This window comes from Mycobacterium sp. 852002-51152_SCH6134967, from assembly GCF_001667105.1.
Lineage (GTDB): Bacteria > Actinomycetota > Actinomycetes > Mycobacteriales > Mycobacteriaceae > Mycobacterium > Mycobacterium neumannii_A.
Map to the genome: position 1 here is coordinate 26601 of NZ_LZIK01000026.1, position 18664 is coordinate 45264.

Sequence of the window (18664 nt, forward strand, 5' to 3'; positions counted from 1 at the left end):
CAGGCGTTCGGTGCTCACCGCGACCGGACATGTTCGGCGTCGCGCACGTTGTTTCCTATCGCGTTGCCATTGCCTGTATCGGCGAACCCCTCGAGAAAGCCATACGGGCAATGGCAGCTTTTCGAAAACGGCCTGAAACATCGTGTGATGTGCAGGATCCCGCATCGATATGCGGCTGGACTGTAAGTCACAGCGACCTTGGAGAAGTTAACGGTGCAGTGGGACGACGAAGTCGACGTGGTGTGCGCCGGTGCCGGCGCGGCTGGGCTCGCACACGCCATCGCGCTCGACGAACTCGGTGGTGAGGTGTTCATCGCGGACTGGGGAGTCGCCGAGCACAACTGGCTCGGTACGAACGCGACCGATGAGTGCACCCGCCACTTCTTCGCCGAGATGACGTCGGACCTGGGACCGCTGCACGGTCAGTCCCACGATGTCGGCGTGCCGATCCGCGCCGTGCCCTCGCATGTGCCCGCCGATAGCGGTCGCACGGTGGCGCCGTTCGTCGGGGCCCGCCTGCGGGAATGGGCGGCCCAATGTCTGGCGACGCCGTTCGGTTACCTCTCGACCCGGCTTCCGGATTGGAGCGCGACGACCGTGCAGGCGTCGGACGGCCAAATCCTCGAGGTCCTCGAGATCGGTGCGCTCTCCGCCGATTCCGGTGAGCTCGCCGGCTCCATACTCGATCTGCTCACCACGGGTGTGGCCGACCGTGACATCGAGGTGCATTCCGACCATGCGTTGCAACGCCTGGTTTTCGAGGAGGGCCTAGCGGTGGGCGCGGTGTTCGCGACTCCCGACGGGCCGATGGCGGTCCGGGCTCGGCACGGTGTCACGGTCACGAGCGGAGCCGTGCAACTCCCCGAAATCGATCCGCGGTCGGTGTCCGGCGACATCCTGCGTGTCTGCCTCGTCGGACAGCGTGCCAGCAGGTTCGGCCGCGTCGAGGTGCTCACCTCCGAACCGCCGGCAGTGTCCGGCGTCGCGTGCCATACGCGCGGTCGCCGGCTACCGGCCAATCTCCGTGAGACATACCGCCACTCAGGGTCGTGGCGATGCGGCAAAGTCCACGGGTACCCGTCCCTGGGCGAGTAGCGACTGCATCTCGGCGCCCGGCAGCGGACGCGACAACAGAAATCCCTGCGCCCGGTGGCATCCATGTTCGAGCAGGGTTCGCGCGGCCTCCTCGGTCTCCACACCCTCGGCGACGAGCTGCAGGCCGAACGCCTCGGCCAGCGCGATGATGGCGCGCACAATTGCGAGATCGCCGGGATTGTCGCCCAACTCGCGGACGAAGCCCTTGTCGATCTTCAGGGTGTCGACGGGCAGCGACTTCAGATGTGACAGCACGCTGTAGCCGGTGCCGAAGTCGTCGATGGCGACCTGCACGCCGACCTGTTTGAGGCCGGCCAGCGTTTTGCGGGTGGTCTCGATGTCCTGCACCACGACGCTCTCGGTGATCTCCAGGCACACCGATCCGCCGTCGAGGCCGAACTCGTCGATAGTCGCCGCGACCGATTCCACGAATCCGTCGCTCACCAGTTGGACCGGCGAGACATTGACCCGCAATACCGCGTCGCAGCCGACACCGTTGGTGCGCCACTGCGCGAACTCGCGGCAGGCCGTCCGCATCACCCAGCGTCCCAGTTCGCCCGCCAGGTTGATCGATTCGGCCACCCCGATGAAGGAGCCGGGCGCGAGCAGGCCGCGCGTCGGATGCTCCCAGCGGACCAGCGCCTCGGTGGCGAGGATCGCGCCGGTGCGCATGTTGACCTCGGGCTGATAGTGCAGCAGAAGGGCGCCCGTTTCGATGACGTTGTGCAGGTGAAGCTCGATGTCGTTGCGGAAGTCGGACTCCATCGACATCTGATCGGTGAAGACCGCGACCTCGTTGCCGCCGGATGCCTTGGCGGTCAACACCGCTTGGTCGGCGCGCCGCAGGAGGTCTGAGGTGTTGTCGCGGCCCGGCTCGCCCAGGGCCACACCGATGCTGACGGTGCGGGTGAGCGTCTCGCCGTCGACCGCCACCCGCTCGTTGAGCGTCGATTGCAGCCGAGTGGCCAACTCCCTTGCGGTGTCGACGTCCGTCGGCCCGGCAGGCACGACCACGAACTCGTCGCCACCGAGCCGGGCGAGGAACGTGCCGTCGTCGGCACTTTGGCGCAGCCGTTCGGCCAGGACGCGAATGAACCAGTCACCGGCGGTGTGGCCGAGGTAGTCGTTGATGGCCTTCAACCGGTCCAGATCGAAGAACAGCACCGAGACCGGCCCCGGTTGTCCCTGCTGCAGACGGGCGTCCAGGTGCGCCAGCAGCGCCCGCCGATTGCACAGTCCCGTCAAATCGTCGTGTTCGGCCAGGTAGCGCAGGCGATCCTCGGCTTCGACCCGCGCTTGAACCTGAGCGAACAGCGACGCGATCGCCTTGAGCGCGTTGAGTTCCTCGGACGTCCAGTCCCTGTCGCCGAACTTGACGAATCCGAGCACTCCGGAGGTGATCTCACCCGACAACATCGGGACGCAGGCCATCGACGTCGACGGAACCTGTCTGCCCTCGGCGATGGTCTGCTGGTACTCCTCGGTCGAGGGCTCCGGGCGGAACACGATCGGTTCTTTCTGATGCTCGCACCGGGCGAACACCGGGTCGGCGTCGGCGAAATACACCACACCCAACGGGTCGGGATCCGGAATCCCGGGGCGGACCGGCCACTCCGCGACCAGCACGGACGCGCGGATCCGGTGATCGTTGTGGCGCAGGAAGCTGACGTCGACGCCGAGGTACTCGACGAGGTCGGCCAGCACACGCTGGCTCACCTCCACCTGCGTCGCGGCGTTCACGCCCATCAGGTGCGTGGCGACCGACGTGACGAGGTTCTCGAGACTGCTGGGCACTAACCCTCCCTAACGCCGTCGGCGTTGTCGCGACGGTAGTGACTTCGGCGCCGGCTTCTGACCGACGGGCGGGCTGCGTAGGTGAACCTGAGGATCAACGCCTGTGACTCAGCCGTACCGGTTCCCACGAGTTGCCGAAAATCATATTGCAGCCTGGCGAGGTCGTCGGCGAAAGCGGGCGACACCCGGCGGCGGTCCTGCTCGTCGAGCACATACAGAAACGGTGGTGAAAGCGGTTGTACGGCAAGCCCGTGCTGCTGGGCCCGGATCCACACCGACTCGACGGCCGCCCCGGCGTGTGCGTAGTCGGCCAGACGGTGCCCGCCCACCGAGATGACCGCCAGACCGGCGCAGTCCAGCACGCGGCGCGCGGTGTCTTCGCCGAGGACCCGCCCGCCGTCCCACGCCCTCACGTGGCCCATCACCTCCGGCCGGCGCAGGACGTCGAGCATCACCAGGTCCGCGGGAGCGAGCTCGAGCGTGCGTACGTCGATGCCGGACTCCAGCGAGGCCGAGTCGGGCCACCGCAGTTCGGCGAACATCTCAGCGTGCAGGCGCGGAGTCAGATATCGGATGCGATCGGCGGCGGCCAGAATCGCTGCGGCCGATTCGAGGTCGGGCCGGTCGGTCAGGACCCTCAACCGGGCGCCTTCGGCCTCCGCGGCGGCGATCAGGGTCGCGATCGTGTCGGCAGGGATCGGCGCGGCGTTGCCGAGACGCCGATTGGTCTCCCGGGCCAGCATCGGCTCGTAGAGCGATGCGAGTTCGGGGTCGTCGCCCGGCGCGAGATGCACCGTCGCGACCAACGGTGAAGCCTCGTCACCGGCGCCGTAGTGCACCTGTGCGGTCATCTGGTGGGCGGCGGCCGCGACGCGGGCGTTGAAGGTCGCGGCGCCGATCGCGAGGGCGCTGGCACGCAGACCGACGTCCATCGTCGTGGTGAACCGCGGGTCCAACGCGACGGTCACCGATCCGGCGGTGACCTCGATCCGCCATGGCTGCGCATTGCCGCCCGAGGGCGCACGCTGCGCGGCGGCAGCGATCGCGTCCGTCGCCCGGTTCGGCCGGTCTTCGGGGGGGTCGTCGACCGGGTGGTCGCCGACGGGCGCGACCGGGGTGTCTAGACGGTCGAAGACTTCGGCGATGTCCATCCGCGCCCGTCCCGACGGGAGGTGCTCGCCAAGGCCGATCCGCCGGACCGCTTCGGCGACCAGGCTCGTGTTCAGCGCCACCTCGGAGGTCAACTGCGGCCATGTCGAGAGGGTCTGTCCCACCTCGATCAGCGAGGCCGCCATCCGGGCCGAAACCTGGCTGGCCTCGGCCAGTCGAAGCGAGTAGGGCAGCTTGTCGGTGCTGCTGAGATTCGCTAGGCCTGCCGCGTCCATGTCTCCGACGAGGCCGTGCAGGATCGGGTGTGCCGGATCGAGATCGAACCGCTCGACGTCGAGCAGCGCGCGATCGCTGGTCGTCATCAGCACCGGGATCCCGCGCTCGCGTGCGGCCTCGCGGACCAGCAGCTTGGCGTCCAGGGAGTCGCATTCCTCGATGACGAGGTCCAGGCCGTCGAGGAACTCGTGCACGGTTCGCTCGTTGACGCCGGCGACGTCGACGCGCACCGGCAGATACGGATCGAGTTCGGCGATCCTTCTGGCGCACACGACCGCCTTGTTCACGCCGATGTCGAGCACCGAGGCGGGCACCCGGTTCAGGTTCGTCAGATCGATGTCGTCGAAGTCGCTCAACCGCAAGCCGCCGCACAGCCCCTGAGCCGCGAGCGCGTAAGCGATCGTATGACCGACACTCAAACCGACGACGCCGACGGTGAGGCCGCCGAGCTTCTTCTGTTCGGCGGCCGTGATCAGGTTGCGGTTGCGATCCAGACGCACACGGCGAAAACCGCGTGGGCCGAGGATGCTGGCCGCGGCCCGCCGCCACGGGTAGAAGACCCATCGAATCGGTTCAGCGAGAACGTCTTCCGGCGGTGGTGGGCGCATTTCGCGCAGCACCTGCTGTTGGTGTGCTGCGCCGTCGGTGATTTCGATGCTCGAATCCGAGTGCAGTTGGGCGAGGACGGGATCGTCGGCGCGCAGAACTACTGCAGTGCACCAACTCGGATCGCCGTCCCCGCCGATCACCGCTCCGTCCCGGTGGCGGCCGATAACCCGACCGCCTTGTGGACAGGCGCCAGCATCTGCTGTTCGGCAAAATACAACGAAAGCTGTTTAGGGTCGGCATGTTTGGCGAACGTCGCACGATCCCACCAGGCCAGTCGGGTTTCATAACGCTCGTCGGGATACGGCGTCGGAGGAATCTTCGTTGCGAGAATGCCGCCGGACGAGAGCCATCGCTTGAGCACATAGGAGGCCGCCGTCGCGACGATGAACTGAATGTCGAGAAGCCCCATCGCGTGCAGCGGTGTTCGGGAGATGGCATAGGTGAGCTGACGGTTGCGATCGGGATCATCAGTCACCCATGCGGTTTTCATCTCCACGACGCCGAATGGTAGCCGGTCGCTGATCATCTTCCGCACCGCGTCGAAGCCCGGCTGGCCTTTCCACTCCAGCAGTGCATGGGCCTCGTCGGCCGACTGGTAGGGCCCTTTCGCGCGAAGGCCGCCGACCACTTTTCCTGATCGGTCGACGCAGGCGGCGAACAGGATGGTGTCCGAGCCGGTGTGCAACGCATCCATGTCGAGTGCCTTCGCCACACCGTGCTTGGTGTAACTGCGCGTCGCCCCGTGCACGAAATCCCGCCAGAGCTCCGGCTCGACCGCGGGGTGCGCAAAGGTGATCGTGCAGGCGGTCTCCGAATCCCAGAAACTGGGAGTCTGTCGCAAACTGGTGGCGACATCGGTGGCGGACTGGATTTGTGCAATGGTCATAATCGTCCGATCATCGGGCAGTTCCCATGGACAGGTCGCTGCTGATTACGTGTGGATTCCCCACATCCATATGAGTATCTCGCCGAGTGCGGTTTTATTACCAGGAAGCGCACTGATCTTGTTGTGAAAAAGCGTGTTGTCGGCGCGAAAAAAGCGGACCGGCGTGGTGCGGTGAACGCACGCAGCTAATTGCCGAGAATCTCCTGCGGAATCGGATGGGCCACGCGCGGATTCGGTGCGGCAACCGCGCGATGCGGCCGTTCACCTGCGCTTGCGGCGGCCGAGTGCCACGCTGGGTGAGGTGACCGGGGGATATCCGAGTCCGGGTGCAGGGAACCTGCCCGTTAACGATGTGGGCAGGTTGCTGCTTCGCTGTGTGGATCGGCCGGGATTGGTGGCGGCCGTCAGCGCATTTCTCGCCGCCGCCGGGGCGAACATCGTGTCGCTGGATCAGCACGCGACCGAACAGTCCGGCGGCACATTCATGCAGCGCACCATTTTTCACCTGCCCGGCCTGACCGCTGCGCGCGATGACCTCGAACGCGAATTCGCCGAACAGGTCGCCGTACCATTCGGTATGGACTTTCGGCTCACCGAAGCCGCGAAACCCAAACGGGTGGCGATCATGGCATCCAAAGAAGACCACTGCCTGCTCGATCTGCTGTGGCGCAACCGGCGCGGCGAGCTCGACATGTCTGTGGCCATGGTGATCTCGAACCATCCCGACCTCGCGGATCAGGTCCGGCCCTTCTCGGTTCCGTTCATCCACGTACCGGCCAGTAGGGAAATCCGCGAGGATGCCGAACGTCGCCAGCTCGAGTTGCTGCGCGGCAACGTCGACCTGGTGGTCCTGGCGCGCTACATGCAGATCCTCACGCCGCGATTCATCGCCGACGTCGGGTGCCCGCTCATCAACATCCACCACTCGTTCCTGCCGGCGTTCATCGGCGCCGCGCCGTATCGGCGGGCCAAGGAGCGAGGGGTCAAGCTCGTCGGCGCCACCGCGCACTACGTGACCGAGGACCTCGACGAGGGCCCGATCATCGAGCAGGACGTGGTGCGGGTCGACCATAGGCACGGCGTGGAGGATCTGGTCCGCCTCGGATCGGACGTCGAACGCGTTGTTTTGTCCCGAGCGGTGCTGTGGCACTGTGAGGACCGCATCATCCGATTCGGCAACCAGACCGTCGTCTTCTAGCCGAATCCCATCGCCGGTACGAAGGAGAAGTAGTGAAGAAGTTCAGCGACCTCGACGAGTTCATCGCGGCCGAGGGCAGCCAGCTCGGCCCCACCGAATGGCTCGAAGTCACCCAGGACCGCGTCAACCTGTTCGCCGACGCGACCGAGGACCACCAGTGGATCCACGTCGACCCCGAGAAGGCGGCCAACGGGCCGTTCGGGGCGACGATCGCCCACGGCCTGCTGACGCTGTCGCTGCTCCCGTACTTCTCGCATCAGCTGTACACGGTCGGCAACATCGCGATGGCCATCAACTACGGCTACAACAAGGTTCGCTTCATCACACCGGTCAAGGTCGGCGCCAAGATCCGCGCCACGGGCGAACTGACGAAGATCGACCAGCTCGACGGCGCCGTGCAGTCGACGATGACCACGACGATCGAGATCGAAGGCTCGGAAAAGCCTGCCGCCGTCGCGGAGTCGATCGTGCGCTTCATCCGCTGATTCAGTACTGGGTGGAGCCCTGATCCACCGGAATGGCCGTCGCCGTCATGTGTTTCGACTCGTCGCCGGCCAACCAGCACACCACCTCGGCGACGTCTTCGGGTTGCAGGACCCACGTCGGCAGAAACGGCGTCATCATGTGCTGCAGCGACGGGTTGGTCTCCATCACCTTGGCGATCGCGGTGATCATGTCGCCCGAACCCATCGGGGTGTTGACCGGGCCGGGGTGCACGCTGTTGACGCGGATCGAGTGCTTTCCGAGTTCGGCGGCCAGGGCGCGGGCCATGCCGGTGACGGCGTGCTTGCTCGCGGTGTAGTGAACCATGAACGGCTGCAACTTGATTCCGGCAGCCGAGCTGATCAGGATGATGGACCCGCCCCGGCCGCCATCGATGATGTGCTGCGCGCCGGCCCGAACGGCGTTGAAGGTTCCTGCCACGTTGATGTCCATCACGTCGCGGAAGTCCTCCGGCGTGATCTCGTCCCACAGCTGCGGTGGCGAGATACCCGCGTTGGCAACGATCACGTCGAGCCGGCCGAATGCGGCAACCCCTTCGGCGACAACCTCGTTGAGGGTCTCGGCGTCACGGGTGTCGGCCTGCGCGGTGAGGATGCGGCGACCGGTGGCCTCGACCAGCCGGGCCGTCTCGGCGAGTTCCTCAGGTGTCGCATGGTCGTAAGGCACACAGTCCGGAAGCTTTCCGGCGATGTCGACGGCGATGATGTCGGCGCCCTCGGTGGCCATCCGGACGGCGTGTGCGCGACCCTGACCGCGCGCGGCGCCGGTGATGAACGCGACCTTGTCGGTGAGCCTGTTCACGAGCGCTCCTTCTGTGCGGCCTTGACGAGGTTGGACCCGATGATGAGACGCTGTATCTCGCTGGTGCCCTCGTAAAGTCGCAGCAGCCGGACATCGCGATAGATGCGTTCGACGGGAACCTCGCGCATGTAGCCGCTGCCGCCGTGGATCTGGACCGCGATATCGGCGACATCACCGGCCATCTCGGTGCAGAACAGCTTGGCAGCCGACGGTGCCACCCTGCGGTCCTCGCCGGTGACCCATTGGCGCGCGGCCTCGCGGACCAGTGCGCGGCCGGCCATCACGCCGGTCTGCTGATCGGCGAGCATCGCCTGCACCAATTGGAAGTTGCCGATCGGCGTATCTCCCTGGGTCGCGGTGGCGGCGTAGGCGACCGACTCGTCGAGCGCGCGTTGCGCGGCCCCGACCGCCAAAGCGGCGATGTGTACGCGTCCGCGAGCCAACGAGATCATCGCGGCGCGATAACCGATGTCCTCGCTGCCGCCGACGAGTGCTTCGGCGGGCACACGCACGTCGTCGAAGCTGACGTCCGCCGTCCACGCGCCCTCCTGGCCCATCTTCGCGTCCTTGGCGCCGACCTGGACACCGGCGGCGTCGGCGGGCACCAGGAACACAGCGATGCCCGCGCCGTCCGCATCGGCGGGGCGGCTGCGGGCGAACATGACGAAAAGGTCGGCGGTCGGGGCGTTGGTGATGAACCGCTTCTGACCCGTGATCACCCAATCGCTATCTTGCCGAACGGCTTTGGTGCGAAGTCCCGACGGATTGGAGCCCGCGCCGGGCTCGGTGAGTGCGAACGATGCGACGACGTCGCCGGTGGCCATCGGCTCGAGCCAGCGGGCCTTCTGCTCGTCGGTGCCGAATCCGACAAGGACCTGTCCGGCGATGCCGTTGTTCGTCCCGAACATCGAGCGCAGAGCCAGCGAGGTGTAACCCAGCTCCATCGCCAGCTCGACGTCCTGCGAGAGGTCCAGCCCCAGCCCGCCCCACTCCTGGGGGATCGCATAGCCGAAGAGCCCCATCTTCTTGGCCTGCTCGCGAAGGTCGTCGGGGACCCGGTCCCCGGCCAGGATCTCCTGCTCACGGGGGATCACCGCGGTGCGGACGAAGTGACGGGTCTGCGCCAGGATCTCCTGGAAGTCCTCGTCGCTGACTTCGGATGTCGCCATCCTGTGCTCCTTGTCCTCATCTGCTCGCGCGAGCGTCGCTGCAAGTCGCGGCGAGCACGCGCGCGGTGTGATCGGTCGCCCATCGAATGGGGGCGATCATATATGAAATATGATGTTCGAATGACGCGGCCCCGGGTGGGCCTTGACCAGTGGAAGGGGTGATCAGGTGTCGCTGTTGACCGGACAGACGGCGGTCGTGACCGGAGGCGCGCAGGGCCTGGGATACGCGATCGCCGAACGGTTTATCGCCGAAGGCGCGCGGGTGGTGCTTGGCGACGTGGATCTCGCCGCGACCGAAGCGGCGGCCGGGAAACTCGGCGGCGAGGACCTCGCGCTGGCGGTGCGCTGTGACGTCACCAAGGGCGCCGACGTCGAGGCGTTGGTCGGCGCCGCCGTCGAGCGGTTCGGTGGGCTGGACATCATGGTCAACAACGCCGGGATCACCCGTGACGCGACGCTTCGCAAGATGACCGAGGAGCAGTTCGATCAGGTCATCGCCGTGCACTTGAAAGGCACATGGAACGGGCTGAAGGCGGCGGCGCCGATCATGCGCGAGAACAAGCGCGGCTCGATCGTCAACATGTCATCGATCTCGGGCAAGGTCGGCATGATCGGCCAGACCAACTACTCGGCGGCCAAGGCAGGCATCGTCGGTATGACCAAGGCGGCGGCCAAGGAACTCGCCCATCTCGGGGTGCGGGTCAACGCGATTCAGCCGGGACTGATCCGCTCGGCGATGACGGAGGCCATGCCGCAGAAGGCGTGGGACCAGAAGTTGGCCGAGGTGCCGATGGGCCGCGCCGGCGAGCCGGAGGAGGTGGCCAAGGTCGCCCTGTTCCTGGCCAGTGATCTGTCGTCGTACATGACCGGGACCGTTCTCGAGATCACCGGGGGACGACACCTATGAGCGCCCGCGAGGCCGTCATCTGCGAACCGGTGCGAACGCCGATCGGCCGTTACGGCGGAATGTTCAAGTCCCTCACCGCCGTCGATCTCGGCGTCACCGCACTCAAGGGTCTGCTGGAGCGCACCGGGATCGAGCCGGAAGCAGTCGAGGACGTGATCCTTGGTCACTGCTATCCGAGCAGCGAGGCGCCCGCCATCGGCCGCGTCGTGGCGCTGGACTCCGGGCTGCCGGTGACCGTGCCCGGTATGCAGGTCGACCGGCGGTGCGGTTCGGGTTTGCAAGCCGTCATCCAGGCGTGTCTGCAGGTCGCCAACGGCGACAACGACGTCGTGATCGCGGGTGGCGCGGAGAGCATGAGCAACGTGACGTTCTACTCGACCGACGTCCGGTGGGGCCCTGCGCCCGGCGGGGTCATGCTGCACGACTCGTTGGCCCGCGGCCGCACCACCGCCGGTGGCAAGCACTATCCGGTGCCCGGCGGGATGCTCGAGACCGCCGAGAACCTGCGCAGGCAGTACGACATCTCGCGGGAAGAGCAGGACGAGCTCGCCGTGACGTCTCATCGTCGCGCGGTGGCCGCCCAGAAGGACGGCATCCTGGCCGAGGAGATCATCCCCGTCACGGTGCGCACCCGGCAAGGCGAAGAGGTGATCGACACCGACGAGCACCCGAGACCCGACACCTCGCTCGAATCACTGGCGAAGCTGAGACCCGTTCTCGGCAAGCAGGATCCGGACGCGACGGTCACCGCAGGCAACGCGAGCGGCCAGAACGACGCCGCATCGATGTGCGTGGTTACCACGCGCGACAAGGCCGAAGAGCTGGGGCTGACGCCGCTGGTGCGGCTGGTGTCGTGGGGTTCGGCGGGCGTGGCCCCCAACGTCATGGGGATCGGGCCCGTGCCCGCCACCGAGGTGGCGCTGGCCAAGGCGGGACTGTCGTTGGCCGACATCGACCTGATCGAGCTGAATGAGGCGTTCGCCGCGCAGGCCCTTGCTGTGATGCGGGAGTGGAGTTTCGGCGCGGCCGACACCGAACGCACGAACGTGTACGGCTCGGGAATCTCGCTCGGGCATCCCGTCGGCGCGACGGGCGGTCGGATGCTGGCGACGCTGGCGCGTGAACTGACGAGGCGCGGCTCCCGCTACGGCTTGGAGACCATGTGCATCGGCGGCGGCCAGGGGCTGGCCGCGGTGTTCGAGAGGGTCGACGCATGACCAAACTCGCGCAGACAGTGGGCCTGACCGATGTCCAGACCGAAATCCTGTCCACCGTACGTCAATTCGTCGAGAAGGAGATCATCCCGAACGCCCCGGAGTTCGAGAAGACCGACACTTACCCACAGGCCATCGTCGATGCGATGAAGGAGATGGGGCTGTTCGGGCTGATGATCCCCGAGGAGTACGGGGGCCTCGGCGAATCGCTGCTGACGTACGCGCTGTGCGTCGAGGAGTTGGCGCGCGGCTGGATGAGCATCTCCGGTGTGCTCAACACCCACTTCATCGTCGCCTACATGTTGCGTCAGCACGGCACCGATGCGCAGAAGCAGCGCTACCTGCCGCGGATGGCGACGGGGGAGACGCGCGGTGCGTTCTCGATGTCCGAACCCGAACTCGGTTCCGACGTCGCCGCGATCCGGACGCGGGCCACCCGCAACGACGACGGCACCTACCGGATCGACGGTCAGAAGATGTGGTTGACCAACGGGGGCACGTCCACCCTGGTCGCGGTGTTGGTCCGCACCGACGAGGGAGCCGACAAACCGCATCGCAACCTGACCGCGTTCCTGGTCGAAAAGCCGGTCGGTTACGGGGAAGTCGCGCCGGGCCTGACGATTCCGGGCAAGCTCGACAAGCTCGGTTACAAGGGCATCGACACCACCGAGTTGATCTTCGACGGCTACGTGGCCAAGGCCGACGACATCCTCGGCGAGGCGCCGGGGCAGGGATTCTTCCAGATGATGGACGGAATCGAGGTCGGCCGGGTCAACGTCTCGGCGCGGGCGTGCGGTGTCGGCATCCGCGCGTTCGAACTGGCGGTCCGCTACGCCCAGCAGCGCCAGACGTTCGGCAAGCCGATCTCCGAGCACCAGGCCATCGCCTTCCAATTGGCCGAAATGGCAACCAAAGTCGAGGCGGCCCATCTGATGATGGTCAACGCCGCCCGGCTGAAGGACTCCGGGGAACGCAACGACGTCGCGGCCGGAATGGCGAAGTACCTCGCGAGCGAATTCTGTTCGGAGGTCACCCAGCAGAGTTTCCGAATCCACGGTGGTTACGGGTACTCCAAGGAATACGAGATCGAGCGGTTGATGCGCGACGCGCCGTTCCTGTTGATCGGCGAGGGCACCAGCGAGATCCAGAAGAACATCATCAGCAAGCGGTTGCTCGCCGACTATCAGGTGTGACTGTGACAGCGCCCGAATTCGCCTTCCGGCCTCAACTCGCCGAGGACGTCGCACGTTTCGTGCGCAAACGCATCTTCGACGGCACCTACGGCGCCGGTGAGTACGTGCGGCTGGAGCAACTGGCCGCCGACCTGGGCATCAGCGTCACCCCGGTCCGCGAGGCGCTGTTCGAGTTGAAGGCCGAAGGGTTACTGGCCCAACAGCCGCGGCGCGGTTTCGTCGTGTTGCCGGTGACGGGCCGCGACCTCACCGACGTGTCGAATGTGCAGGCGTACATCGGTGGTGAGCTCGCGGCGCGTGCCGCGGCCAACATCACCGACGAGCAGCTGCGCGACCTAAAGCAGATCCAGTCCGACCTGGAAGCGGCGTACGCGGCCGCCGACGACGAGCGGGCGGTACGGCTCAACCACGAATTCCACCGTGCCATCAACGTCGCCGCGGACTCACCCAAGCTGGCCCAGCTGATGTCACAGATCACCCGCTACGCCCCCGAGTCGGTCTTCCCGGTCATCGCGGGCTGGCCGGAGAAGTCGAACGATCACCACCGCAGGCTGCTGGCCGCGCTGGAACAGCACGACGAGAGCCTCGCCCGCGCCGAGATGTCTGAACATCTCGCCGCAGGCGCGAAGCCGTTGATCGACCACCTCACAGAGCGAGGCGTGGTCACCTGACCTGCTCGCGCAGGACTTCGCGCAGCGCCCGGACGTCGACCTTGCCCGACGCCTTGCGGGGGATGTCGTCGTCCTTACCGGTCACGAGCCACACCGTCGGGACCTTGAAGGCGCTCAACCGGTTCCGGGCCTCGACGCGTAGCTCGTCCACGGGTCGTGCCGACACCACGACGGCACCGACGGCACCTGCCACGTCGGTGACGATCGCGTTCAGCACCCCGTCGATGGTCCGCAACGCGCGCTCCACCTCGCTGGGGTAAACCGTCGCGCCGCTGACCTTGAACATGTCGTCGCTGCGACCGTGGTAGAACATAAAGCCGTCGTCGTCGAGATGCCCGAGGTCGCCGGTCGGGTAGAAGCCGTCAGGAGTGAACACGTCCTCCCGGCTGCGACGGCAGGTACCCCGCATGACGTGTGGCCCGCGGATCTGGATCATCCCGATGGTCCCGGCCGGCACCGGCTCGCCGGTGTCGGGGTCGACGATGCGAACTTCCATGCCGTCGAAGGGTTTTCCGCAACTGCCCCATGCCGAACGCGGCATGTCGGTGTCGGCGGGGTAGCCACAGTACGGTCCGAACGACTCGGTCATACCGAACAGATTGGCCCGCGCGCCGCGGGCCGCGCGCTGCTCGGGTGGCAGCAACGCCTCCATGCTGCCGGGCCGCAGCTGTGACAGATCAGCTCCCACAGCGGCGTTCGCGCGTGCCAGCGCCGCCGCCTGATCGGGCCAGCCGCGAAACAGCGTCACGCGCTCGCGTTCGATCAGGCGCAGTGTCGTCTCCGGGCGGGGCATCTCCTCGGTCACCAGCGTCGCACCGGTCAGCAGCGCAGACAGCAGGCCGCCCGCCAGCCCGCCCACCCAGAAGAACGGCATCGGTAGATACAACCGGGTGCCTGCGGAAATGCAACGCGCCGCCAAACCGGATCGCACCGCGCCCAGAGCGTTGCCGTGCGAATGGATCACGCCCTTGGGTGGGCCGCTGCTACCCGAGGTGAACATGATCGCCAGCGTGTCGCTCGGGGTGACCGCGGCCGCGATCTCGTCGACGGGCGCCGCGCCACCCGATGGGAGCCGGTCCGCGCGCCAGACCTCGCGCAGAGCCGGGAGATTGCCGCGTTGGGCGCGGATGTCGTCGAGGTAGCGGTGGCCGCGGAACTCCTCGACGGCCACCACGAACTGCACCGCCGCCACGCGAAGCTGGGCCGCGAGTTCGGGTGGCTGCAACAGCGTGCTCAACGGCACCAGCACCGCGCCGACGCGGGTCAGCGCGATCGCGATCCGCACCCACTCGACGCAGTTCGGCATGATCAACGCGACCCGACTGCCCTTGCCCACCCCTGCGGCCACGAACGCGGCTGCCATCTCGCGCGTGTTGGCGTCGAGTCCGGCGTAGGTGATCTCGGCCGACGGGTCGATTACCGCCGGCTTGTCGCCATGTTCGGCGGCGCAGCATCGCACCAGCGCGTCGATCGTGTCAGACATCGAAAACCTCTGCCAATTTCGACAAGTCGACCTTTCCGCTCGACAACACCGGGACGTGGGCAGCGGGCACTGCGGCGAACCGCCGGGGGATCTTGTAGGAAGACAGCTCGTTCTTGAGTCGCTCACGACATCCGGTCTCGTCGAATGACGCACCGTCTTCCAGCGCGATGACCGCGGCGACCAGCTGGCCGCGTTCGGCGTCGGGGAGGCCGACCACGTGCGCGACGACACCGCCGGTCACCTTCGCGATCGCCCGTTCCACCTCCGCGGGTGCGACATTGGCGCCCGCGGTTTTGATCAGCGAGCCGCGGCGGCCGACGAAGTAGAAGAAGCCGTCGGCGTCAGTGCGAACGAGGTCGCCGGTGTGGAACCAGCCGTTGGCGTCGAAGCACTCCTCCCGGCTGCGCTTGTAATACCGCTGCATCATGAACGGCCCACGGGTGTACAGCTCACCGACGGAGCCGGTGCCCACGGGCGCTCCGGTATCGGGATCGACGACCTTGACATCGAATCCGGGTACCGGCTTGCCGAACGATCCGCGCCGATGCTCGGGCTGATCGGATTCGTCGGCGCAGGCGAGGATGACGCTTCCGGATTCGGTCATGCCGAGCATCGTGTGGCGCAGTTCGGGGTCGGCGGGCCGGACGTCGGACGCCATGATCGGGTACAGGTTGCCGCGCCTGATCGATGACAGATCGCGGCTGGGCAGGCTGGGGTGTCGCGCCAGGTGCGCGATACCCGCCACGAACCCGTTGGTCATCGTCGGCTTCTCGGCCTCCAGCAGGTCGAGGGTTTCGCCGGCATCGACGGCGTTGGAGCACAACAGCGTTGCGCCGGCGAGCAGGGTGGCCAACACCGAATAGGCGAACCCGCCGATCCAGAAGAACGGCGAATTGCTGAACAGCCTGACCTCGCCGGTCAGCCCGCGGATCTCATTGAGCACCACCTGGTGGTCGAGGAGCCCGGCGTGCGTGTGCACGACACCTTTGGGTGCGCTGGTGGACCCCGACGTGTAGATGATCGCCAACTCGTCGCACGGTTCGACATCGTCTTCGAGCGCGGCCAACAGGTCGGCGTCGGCCAACTCCGTTGGCTCGGTGTCGACGAGAACGTGACGGAGCAGCGGAAGGCCCTCGACGTCGGCGAGCCGTTGTCGGTAGTCGTGAGATCGGTATGCCCCTGTGGCCAGGAGAATCTCGACATCGGAGTGGGCGAGTTGTTCGCGCATCTCCGGTGCGGTTGCCAGCGTCGAAATCGGGATCACCACGGCGCCGATCCGCGCGGCGGCCAGCATCGCCACGACGAACGCTGACCCGTTCGGATACAACACGCCGACGTGCGTGCCCTTGCCCGCGCCGAGACAGATCAGCCCGCGGGCCAGCCGGGCCGACCGGCGTTCGACGTCCGTATAGCTCACCCGGTCCGCATCGCAGATCAGCAGGGGGTGATCACCCCGCGCAGCGGCCTGCGCGCGCAGCACCGACCCGACGGTGCGGTCAGCCATGGCCGGCGGTGGCTCCGGTGTCGAAGTGTTGCCGGACCGCGCTGAGGTCGGGTTTACCCGAGGGAGTGCACGGCATCTGCTCGACGATCGCAATTGCGGTGGGAACCTCGTAGTGGGCCAAGTGATTTCGGAGGAACTCCTCGAGCGTCGCGGCGTCGACCGGCTCGCGCGGCTGCACCATCGCCACCGGTGTCTCGCCGAGCCGATCGTCGGGTCGACCGACGACAGCGGCGCTGTGCACCGCGGGGTGGCTCTCGAGTGCTGAGCGCACATCGTCGGGCATGACCTTGAATCCGCCGCGGATGATGGCTTGATCCGCGCGTCCCAGGATCCATACGAACCCGTCGGAATCGATGCGGGCCAGGTCGGTGGTGCGCATCCAGTCTGCCGCGGGGCCCAGCTGGCCGGGCTTGACCTCGAGTAGGCCGGGCTGATCGACGCCGAGGGGGCGCCCGTCGTCGTCGACGACGCGCAGTTGTGCGCCGAGGCTGGCCCTACCCACACTGCCCCGCTTGGTCTGCCAGTACTGCTGGTAGTCGGCCAGCGTCCAGCCGGCAACCCCGCCACCGAACTCGGTTGCGGCGTAGGACGTGAGAACCGGTATGCCGAATTTCTCGGTGAACGCGTCGGCGTCCTCGGCGGACAGTGGTGCGGTGCCGGAGGTGACCGCCTGAATGCCGGCCAGATCGTCGCGGGTCAGGTCCGAGTGCAACACGGTGCGCAGTGCCGCGGGCACAAGGGACACCGCGCGCGGACGGTGACGCCGCACCGCGTCGGCCCAGCGCGTCAGTTCGAAACGGTCGAGCAGGACGAACGAACGCCCCTCGCAGACGCACTGCAGCACCCGGAACACCCCGCCGATGTGCACCAGCGGGGCGTTGACGATGGCCACCCCGCGCCGCAGTTGCTTCGGCGTCGGCGCTTCGTCGAAGCCCTCGCCGATCACGCTGTGGGCCAACATGTCGTAGGTCAGGTCGATCCGCTTGGGCGGACCGGTCGTGCCGCTGGTCAGCATCCGCACCGCGACGCCGATGCGGTTCTCCTCGGGCACCAGGGCGCGGGCCGCGGTCCATCGGATGGGGTCGCGAACCGTTGAGATCGCCACCGTGTCGGTACCCGGGGTGCGCACCAGCCGTGTCAGGTCGTCCTGTTCGCCGATCACCACCGGCAGCGCCAGCGCGGCGAGGTCGGCCCTGATGCGCTCGTCGCCGCGCGACGGGTTGACGACCACCACGGTGCCTCCACCGAGCAGGACACCGAGGAAGCTTGCGACATGAGCGGGCGTGTTGCGCAACAGCATTCCGACCTGGCGCCCCATCACCCCGACCCCGTGGACCTGCGAGGCCAGTCCGTACAACTGACCCCACGTGACCCATTGCCCTTCGTATTCGATCGCGGGGGCGTCCGCATCGATGGCGAGCACGTCCCTGATGCGTCTGCTGAGCGGGTGATCACCCATCAGCGGATCCTCGGTTCGGATCGCGTGGCCGTTGGCGCTTGGGCCAACTCGGCCTGACCGAGCGGATTGCCCAGCCGGGTGTAGATCAAGTTCTGCTCCATCGCTGCGCGATAGGGCTTCTCCAGCGACTCCCAGATCGCCTTGACGGTGCCTTGTGTCGCTGAGGGCGGTTTTGCGGCGATGCCGGCGGCGATCTCGTGTGCGCGCGTCCACAGGCGGTCGGCGGGAACCACCTCCGTCACCAAGCCCATCTGCAGAGCCGTGGTGGCGCTGACGCGTTCGTCGTTGCCCATCAACGCGATCCGCAGCGACTGGGCAAGGCCGACGCGTCGCATCAGCCCGATCGGTTCCAGTGCGCACACCAGGCCTGCGCTCACGTGAGAGTCGAAGAAGGTGGCATCCTGCGAACAGATGACCACGTCGGCCTCGTTGAGGAAATAGAACGCCCCCGCTGTGCACATGCCGTGGACCGCGCAGACAACCGGCTTCCACATCTTCTGCCACTTCGGGCTGAGGTGCTCGCCGGGATCCTCGTGGTTCCACACGTTTTGAGGCTGGCCGTAGGACTCCTTGATATCCAGGCCCGCGCTGAACGCGCGGTCGCCCGCCGCACGAAGCACCACCGCGTTGACCGCGTCGTCGGTCTTGACGAGCTGCCACGCCTGCGACATCTCCTCACACATCGTGCGGTTGAAGGCGTTCAGCGACTCCGGTCGGTTCAGCGTGATGGTCGCGACGTGGTCGGTGGCGTCCACATCGACGAGGATGGTCTCGAACGACGGCTCCGACAT

At 66.8% G+C, this 18664-nt stretch carries 16 protein-coding genes; 7 read left to right on the top strand and 9 right to left on the bottom strand.

All coding sequences use genetic code 11. From position 1 onward, the window contains the following. Positions 1–213 precede the first annotated feature (213 nt). Positions 214–1095, top strand: a complete 882-nt coding sequence (locus tag A5790_RS09365) for a hypothetical protein (protein ID WP_066842908.1) — start codon at positions 214–216, stop codon at positions 1093–1095. Here A5790_RS09365 and A5790_RS09370 read toward each other — a convergent pair. The 3 genes from A5790_RS09370 to A5790_RS09380 are packed head-to-tail and all read right to left on the bottom strand — an operon-like array spanning position 1042 to position 5770. Beyond that, positions 1042–2841, bottom strand: coding sequence for a bifunctional diguanylate cyclase/phosphodiesterase (locus A5790_RS09370; RefSeq protein WP_066843001.1), 1800 nt, complete (start codon positions 2839–2841; stop codon positions 1042–1044). The two genes, A5790_RS09365 and A5790_RS09370, sit on opposite strands and share 54 nt — an antisense overlap. Positions 2842–2888: 47 nt before the next feature. Then, on the bottom strand, positions 2889–5024 hold the full coding sequence (locus tag A5790_RS09375) for an Rv1355c family protein (RefSeq protein WP_066842910.1): 2136 nt from the start codon (positions 5022–5024) through the stop codon (positions 2889–2891). After that, on the bottom strand, positions 5021–5770 hold the full coding sequence (locus A5790_RS09380) for a hypothetical protein (RefSeq protein WP_066842912.1): 750 nt from the start codon (positions 5768–5770) through the stop codon (positions 5021–5023). The genes A5790_RS09375 and A5790_RS09380 overlap by 4 nt, the downstream gene beginning before the upstream one ends. Before the next feature lie 265 nt (positions 5771–6035). Here A5790_RS09380 and purU point away from each other — a divergent pair, with 265 nt between their 5' ends. Together purU and A5790_RS09390 are read left to right on the top strand one after the other, a co-directional pair. After that, positions 6036–6968 carry a formyltetrahydrofolate deformylase gene (gene purU / locus A5790_RS09385; protein WP_197696755.1) on the top strand — a complete coding sequence of 311 codons (933 nt, stop codon included), beginning with the start codon at positions 6036–6038 and terminating at the stop codon, positions 6966–6968. A gap of 32 nt (positions 6969–7000) precedes the next feature. After that, a complete protein-coding gene (locus A5790_RS09390) occupies positions 7001–7453 on the top strand; it encodes a MaoC family dehydratase (RefSeq protein WP_064398279.1) in 453 nt (150 codons plus the stop codon). Position 7454: 1 nt separating this feature from the next. Here the strand turns inward: A5790_RS09390 and A5790_RS09395 are convergent, their stop codons facing one another. Next, positions 7455–8273: a mycofactocin-coupled SDR family oxidoreductase gene (locus tag A5790_RS09395; protein WP_064417611.1), complete on the bottom strand. Its 819-nt coding sequence runs from the start codon at positions 8271–8273 to the stop codon at positions 7455–7457. Further along, positions 8270–9442 carry an acyl-CoA dehydrogenase family protein gene (locus A5790_RS09400; RefSeq protein WP_066842916.1) on the bottom strand — a complete coding sequence of 391 codons (1173 nt, stop codon included), beginning with the start codon at positions 9440–9442 and terminating at the stop codon, positions 8270–8272. Before A5790_RS09400 ends, A5790_RS09395 begins: the two co-directional genes overlap by 4 nt. A gap of 166 nt (positions 9443–9608) precedes the next feature. On the opposite strand from A5790_RS09400, the gene fabG reads away from it, so the two are divergent. Genes fabG through A5790_RS09420 form a run of 4 tightly spaced genes read left to right on the top strand, consistent with a single transcriptional unit; the run spans position 9609 to position 13427 of the window. Beyond that, on the top strand, positions 9609–10349 hold the full coding sequence (gene fabG, locus A5790_RS09405; RefSeq protein ID WP_066842918.1) for a 3-oxoacyl-ACP reductase FabG: 741 nt from the start codon (positions 9609–9611) through the stop codon (positions 10347–10349). Next, positions 10346–11566 (top strand): acetyl-CoA C-acetyltransferase, encoded by a 1221-nt coding sequence (locus A5790_RS09410; RefSeq protein WP_066842920.1) that lies wholly within the window; start codon positions 10346–10348, stop codon positions 11564–11566. The genes fabG and A5790_RS09410 overlap by 4 nt, the downstream gene beginning before the upstream one ends. Continuing rightward, positions 11563–12756 (top strand): acyl-CoA dehydrogenase family protein, encoded by a 1194-nt coding sequence (locus A5790_RS09415; protein ID WP_066842924.1) that lies wholly within the window; start codon positions 11563–11565, stop codon positions 12754–12756. The genes A5790_RS09410 and A5790_RS09415 overlap by 4 nt, the downstream gene beginning before the upstream one ends. Positions 12757–12758: 2 nt before the next feature. Beyond that, on the top strand, positions 12759–13427 hold the full coding sequence (locus A5790_RS09420) for a GntR family transcriptional regulator (RefSeq protein ID WP_066842926.1): 669 nt from the start codon (positions 12759–12761) through the stop codon (positions 13425–13427). On the opposite strand, the gene A5790_RS09425 is transcribed toward A5790_RS09420, so the two are convergent. Genes A5790_RS09425 through A5790_RS09440 form a run of 4 tightly spaced genes read right to left on the bottom strand, consistent with a single transcriptional unit; the run spans position 13420 to position 18664 of the window. Beyond that, on the bottom strand, positions 13420–14910 hold the full coding sequence (locus A5790_RS09425) for a class I adenylate-forming enzyme family protein (protein WP_066842928.1): 1491 nt from the start codon (positions 14908–14910) through the stop codon (positions 13420–13422). The genes A5790_RS09420 and A5790_RS09425 overlap by 8 nt on opposite strands. Beyond that, positions 14903–16414 (bottom strand): class I adenylate-forming enzyme family protein, encoded by a 1512-nt coding sequence (locus tag A5790_RS09430; protein ID WP_066842930.1) that lies wholly within the window; start codon positions 16412–16414, stop codon positions 14903–14905. The genes A5790_RS09425 and A5790_RS09430 overlap by 8 nt, the downstream gene beginning before the upstream one ends. Next, positions 16407–17873, bottom strand: a complete 1467-nt coding sequence (locus A5790_RS09435) for a class I adenylate-forming enzyme family protein (protein WP_066842932.1) — start codon at positions 17871–17873, stop codon at positions 16407–16409. The genes A5790_RS09430 and A5790_RS09435 overlap by 8 nt, the downstream gene beginning before the upstream one ends. After that, on the bottom strand, positions 17873–18664 hold the full coding sequence (locus A5790_RS09440) for an enoyl-CoA hydratase/isomerase family protein (RefSeq protein ID WP_066842934.1): 792 nt from the start codon (positions 18662–18664) through the stop codon (positions 17873–17875). The genes A5790_RS09435 and A5790_RS09440 overlap by 1 nt, the downstream gene beginning before the upstream one ends.

Bases quoted from the DNA above. Each gene is read 5' to 3' on its own strand.
- A5790_RS09370 (WP_066843001.1), bottom strand. From the start codon at position 2,841: ATGGGCGTGAACGCCGCGACGCAGGTGGAGGTGAGCCAGCGTGTGCTG.
- A5790_RS09380 (WP_066842912.1), bottom strand. From the start codon at position 5,770: ATGACCATTGCACAAATCCAGTCCGCCACCGATGTCGCCACCAGTTTG.
- A5790_RS09400 (WP_066842916.1), bottom strand. From the start codon at position 9,442: ATGGCGACATCCGAAGTCAGCGACGAGGACTTCCAGGAGATCCTGGCG.
- A5790_RS09410 (WP_066842920.1), top strand. From the start codon at position 10,346: ATGAGCGCCCGCGAGGCCGTCATCTGCGAACCGGTGCGAACGCCGATC.
- A5790_RS09415 (WP_066842924.1), top strand. From the start codon at position 11,563: ATGACCAAACTCGCGCAGACAGTGGGCCTGACCGATGTCCAGACCGAA.
- A5790_RS09425 (WP_066842928.1), bottom strand. From the start codon at position 14,910: ATGTCTGACACGATCGACGCGCTGGTGCGATGCTGCGCCGCCGAACAT.
- A5790_RS09430 (WP_066842930.1), bottom strand. From the start codon at position 16,414: ATGGCTGACCGCACCGTCGGGTCGGTGCTGCGCGCGCAGGCCGCTGCG.
- A5790_RS09435 (WP_066842932.1), bottom strand. From the start codon at position 17,873: ATGGGTGATCACCCGCTCAGCAGACGCATCAGGGACGTGCTCGCCATC.
- A5790_RS09440 (WP_066842934.1), bottom strand. From the start codon at position 18,664: ATGTCGGAGCCGTCGTTCGAGACCATCCTCGTCGATGTGGACGCCACC.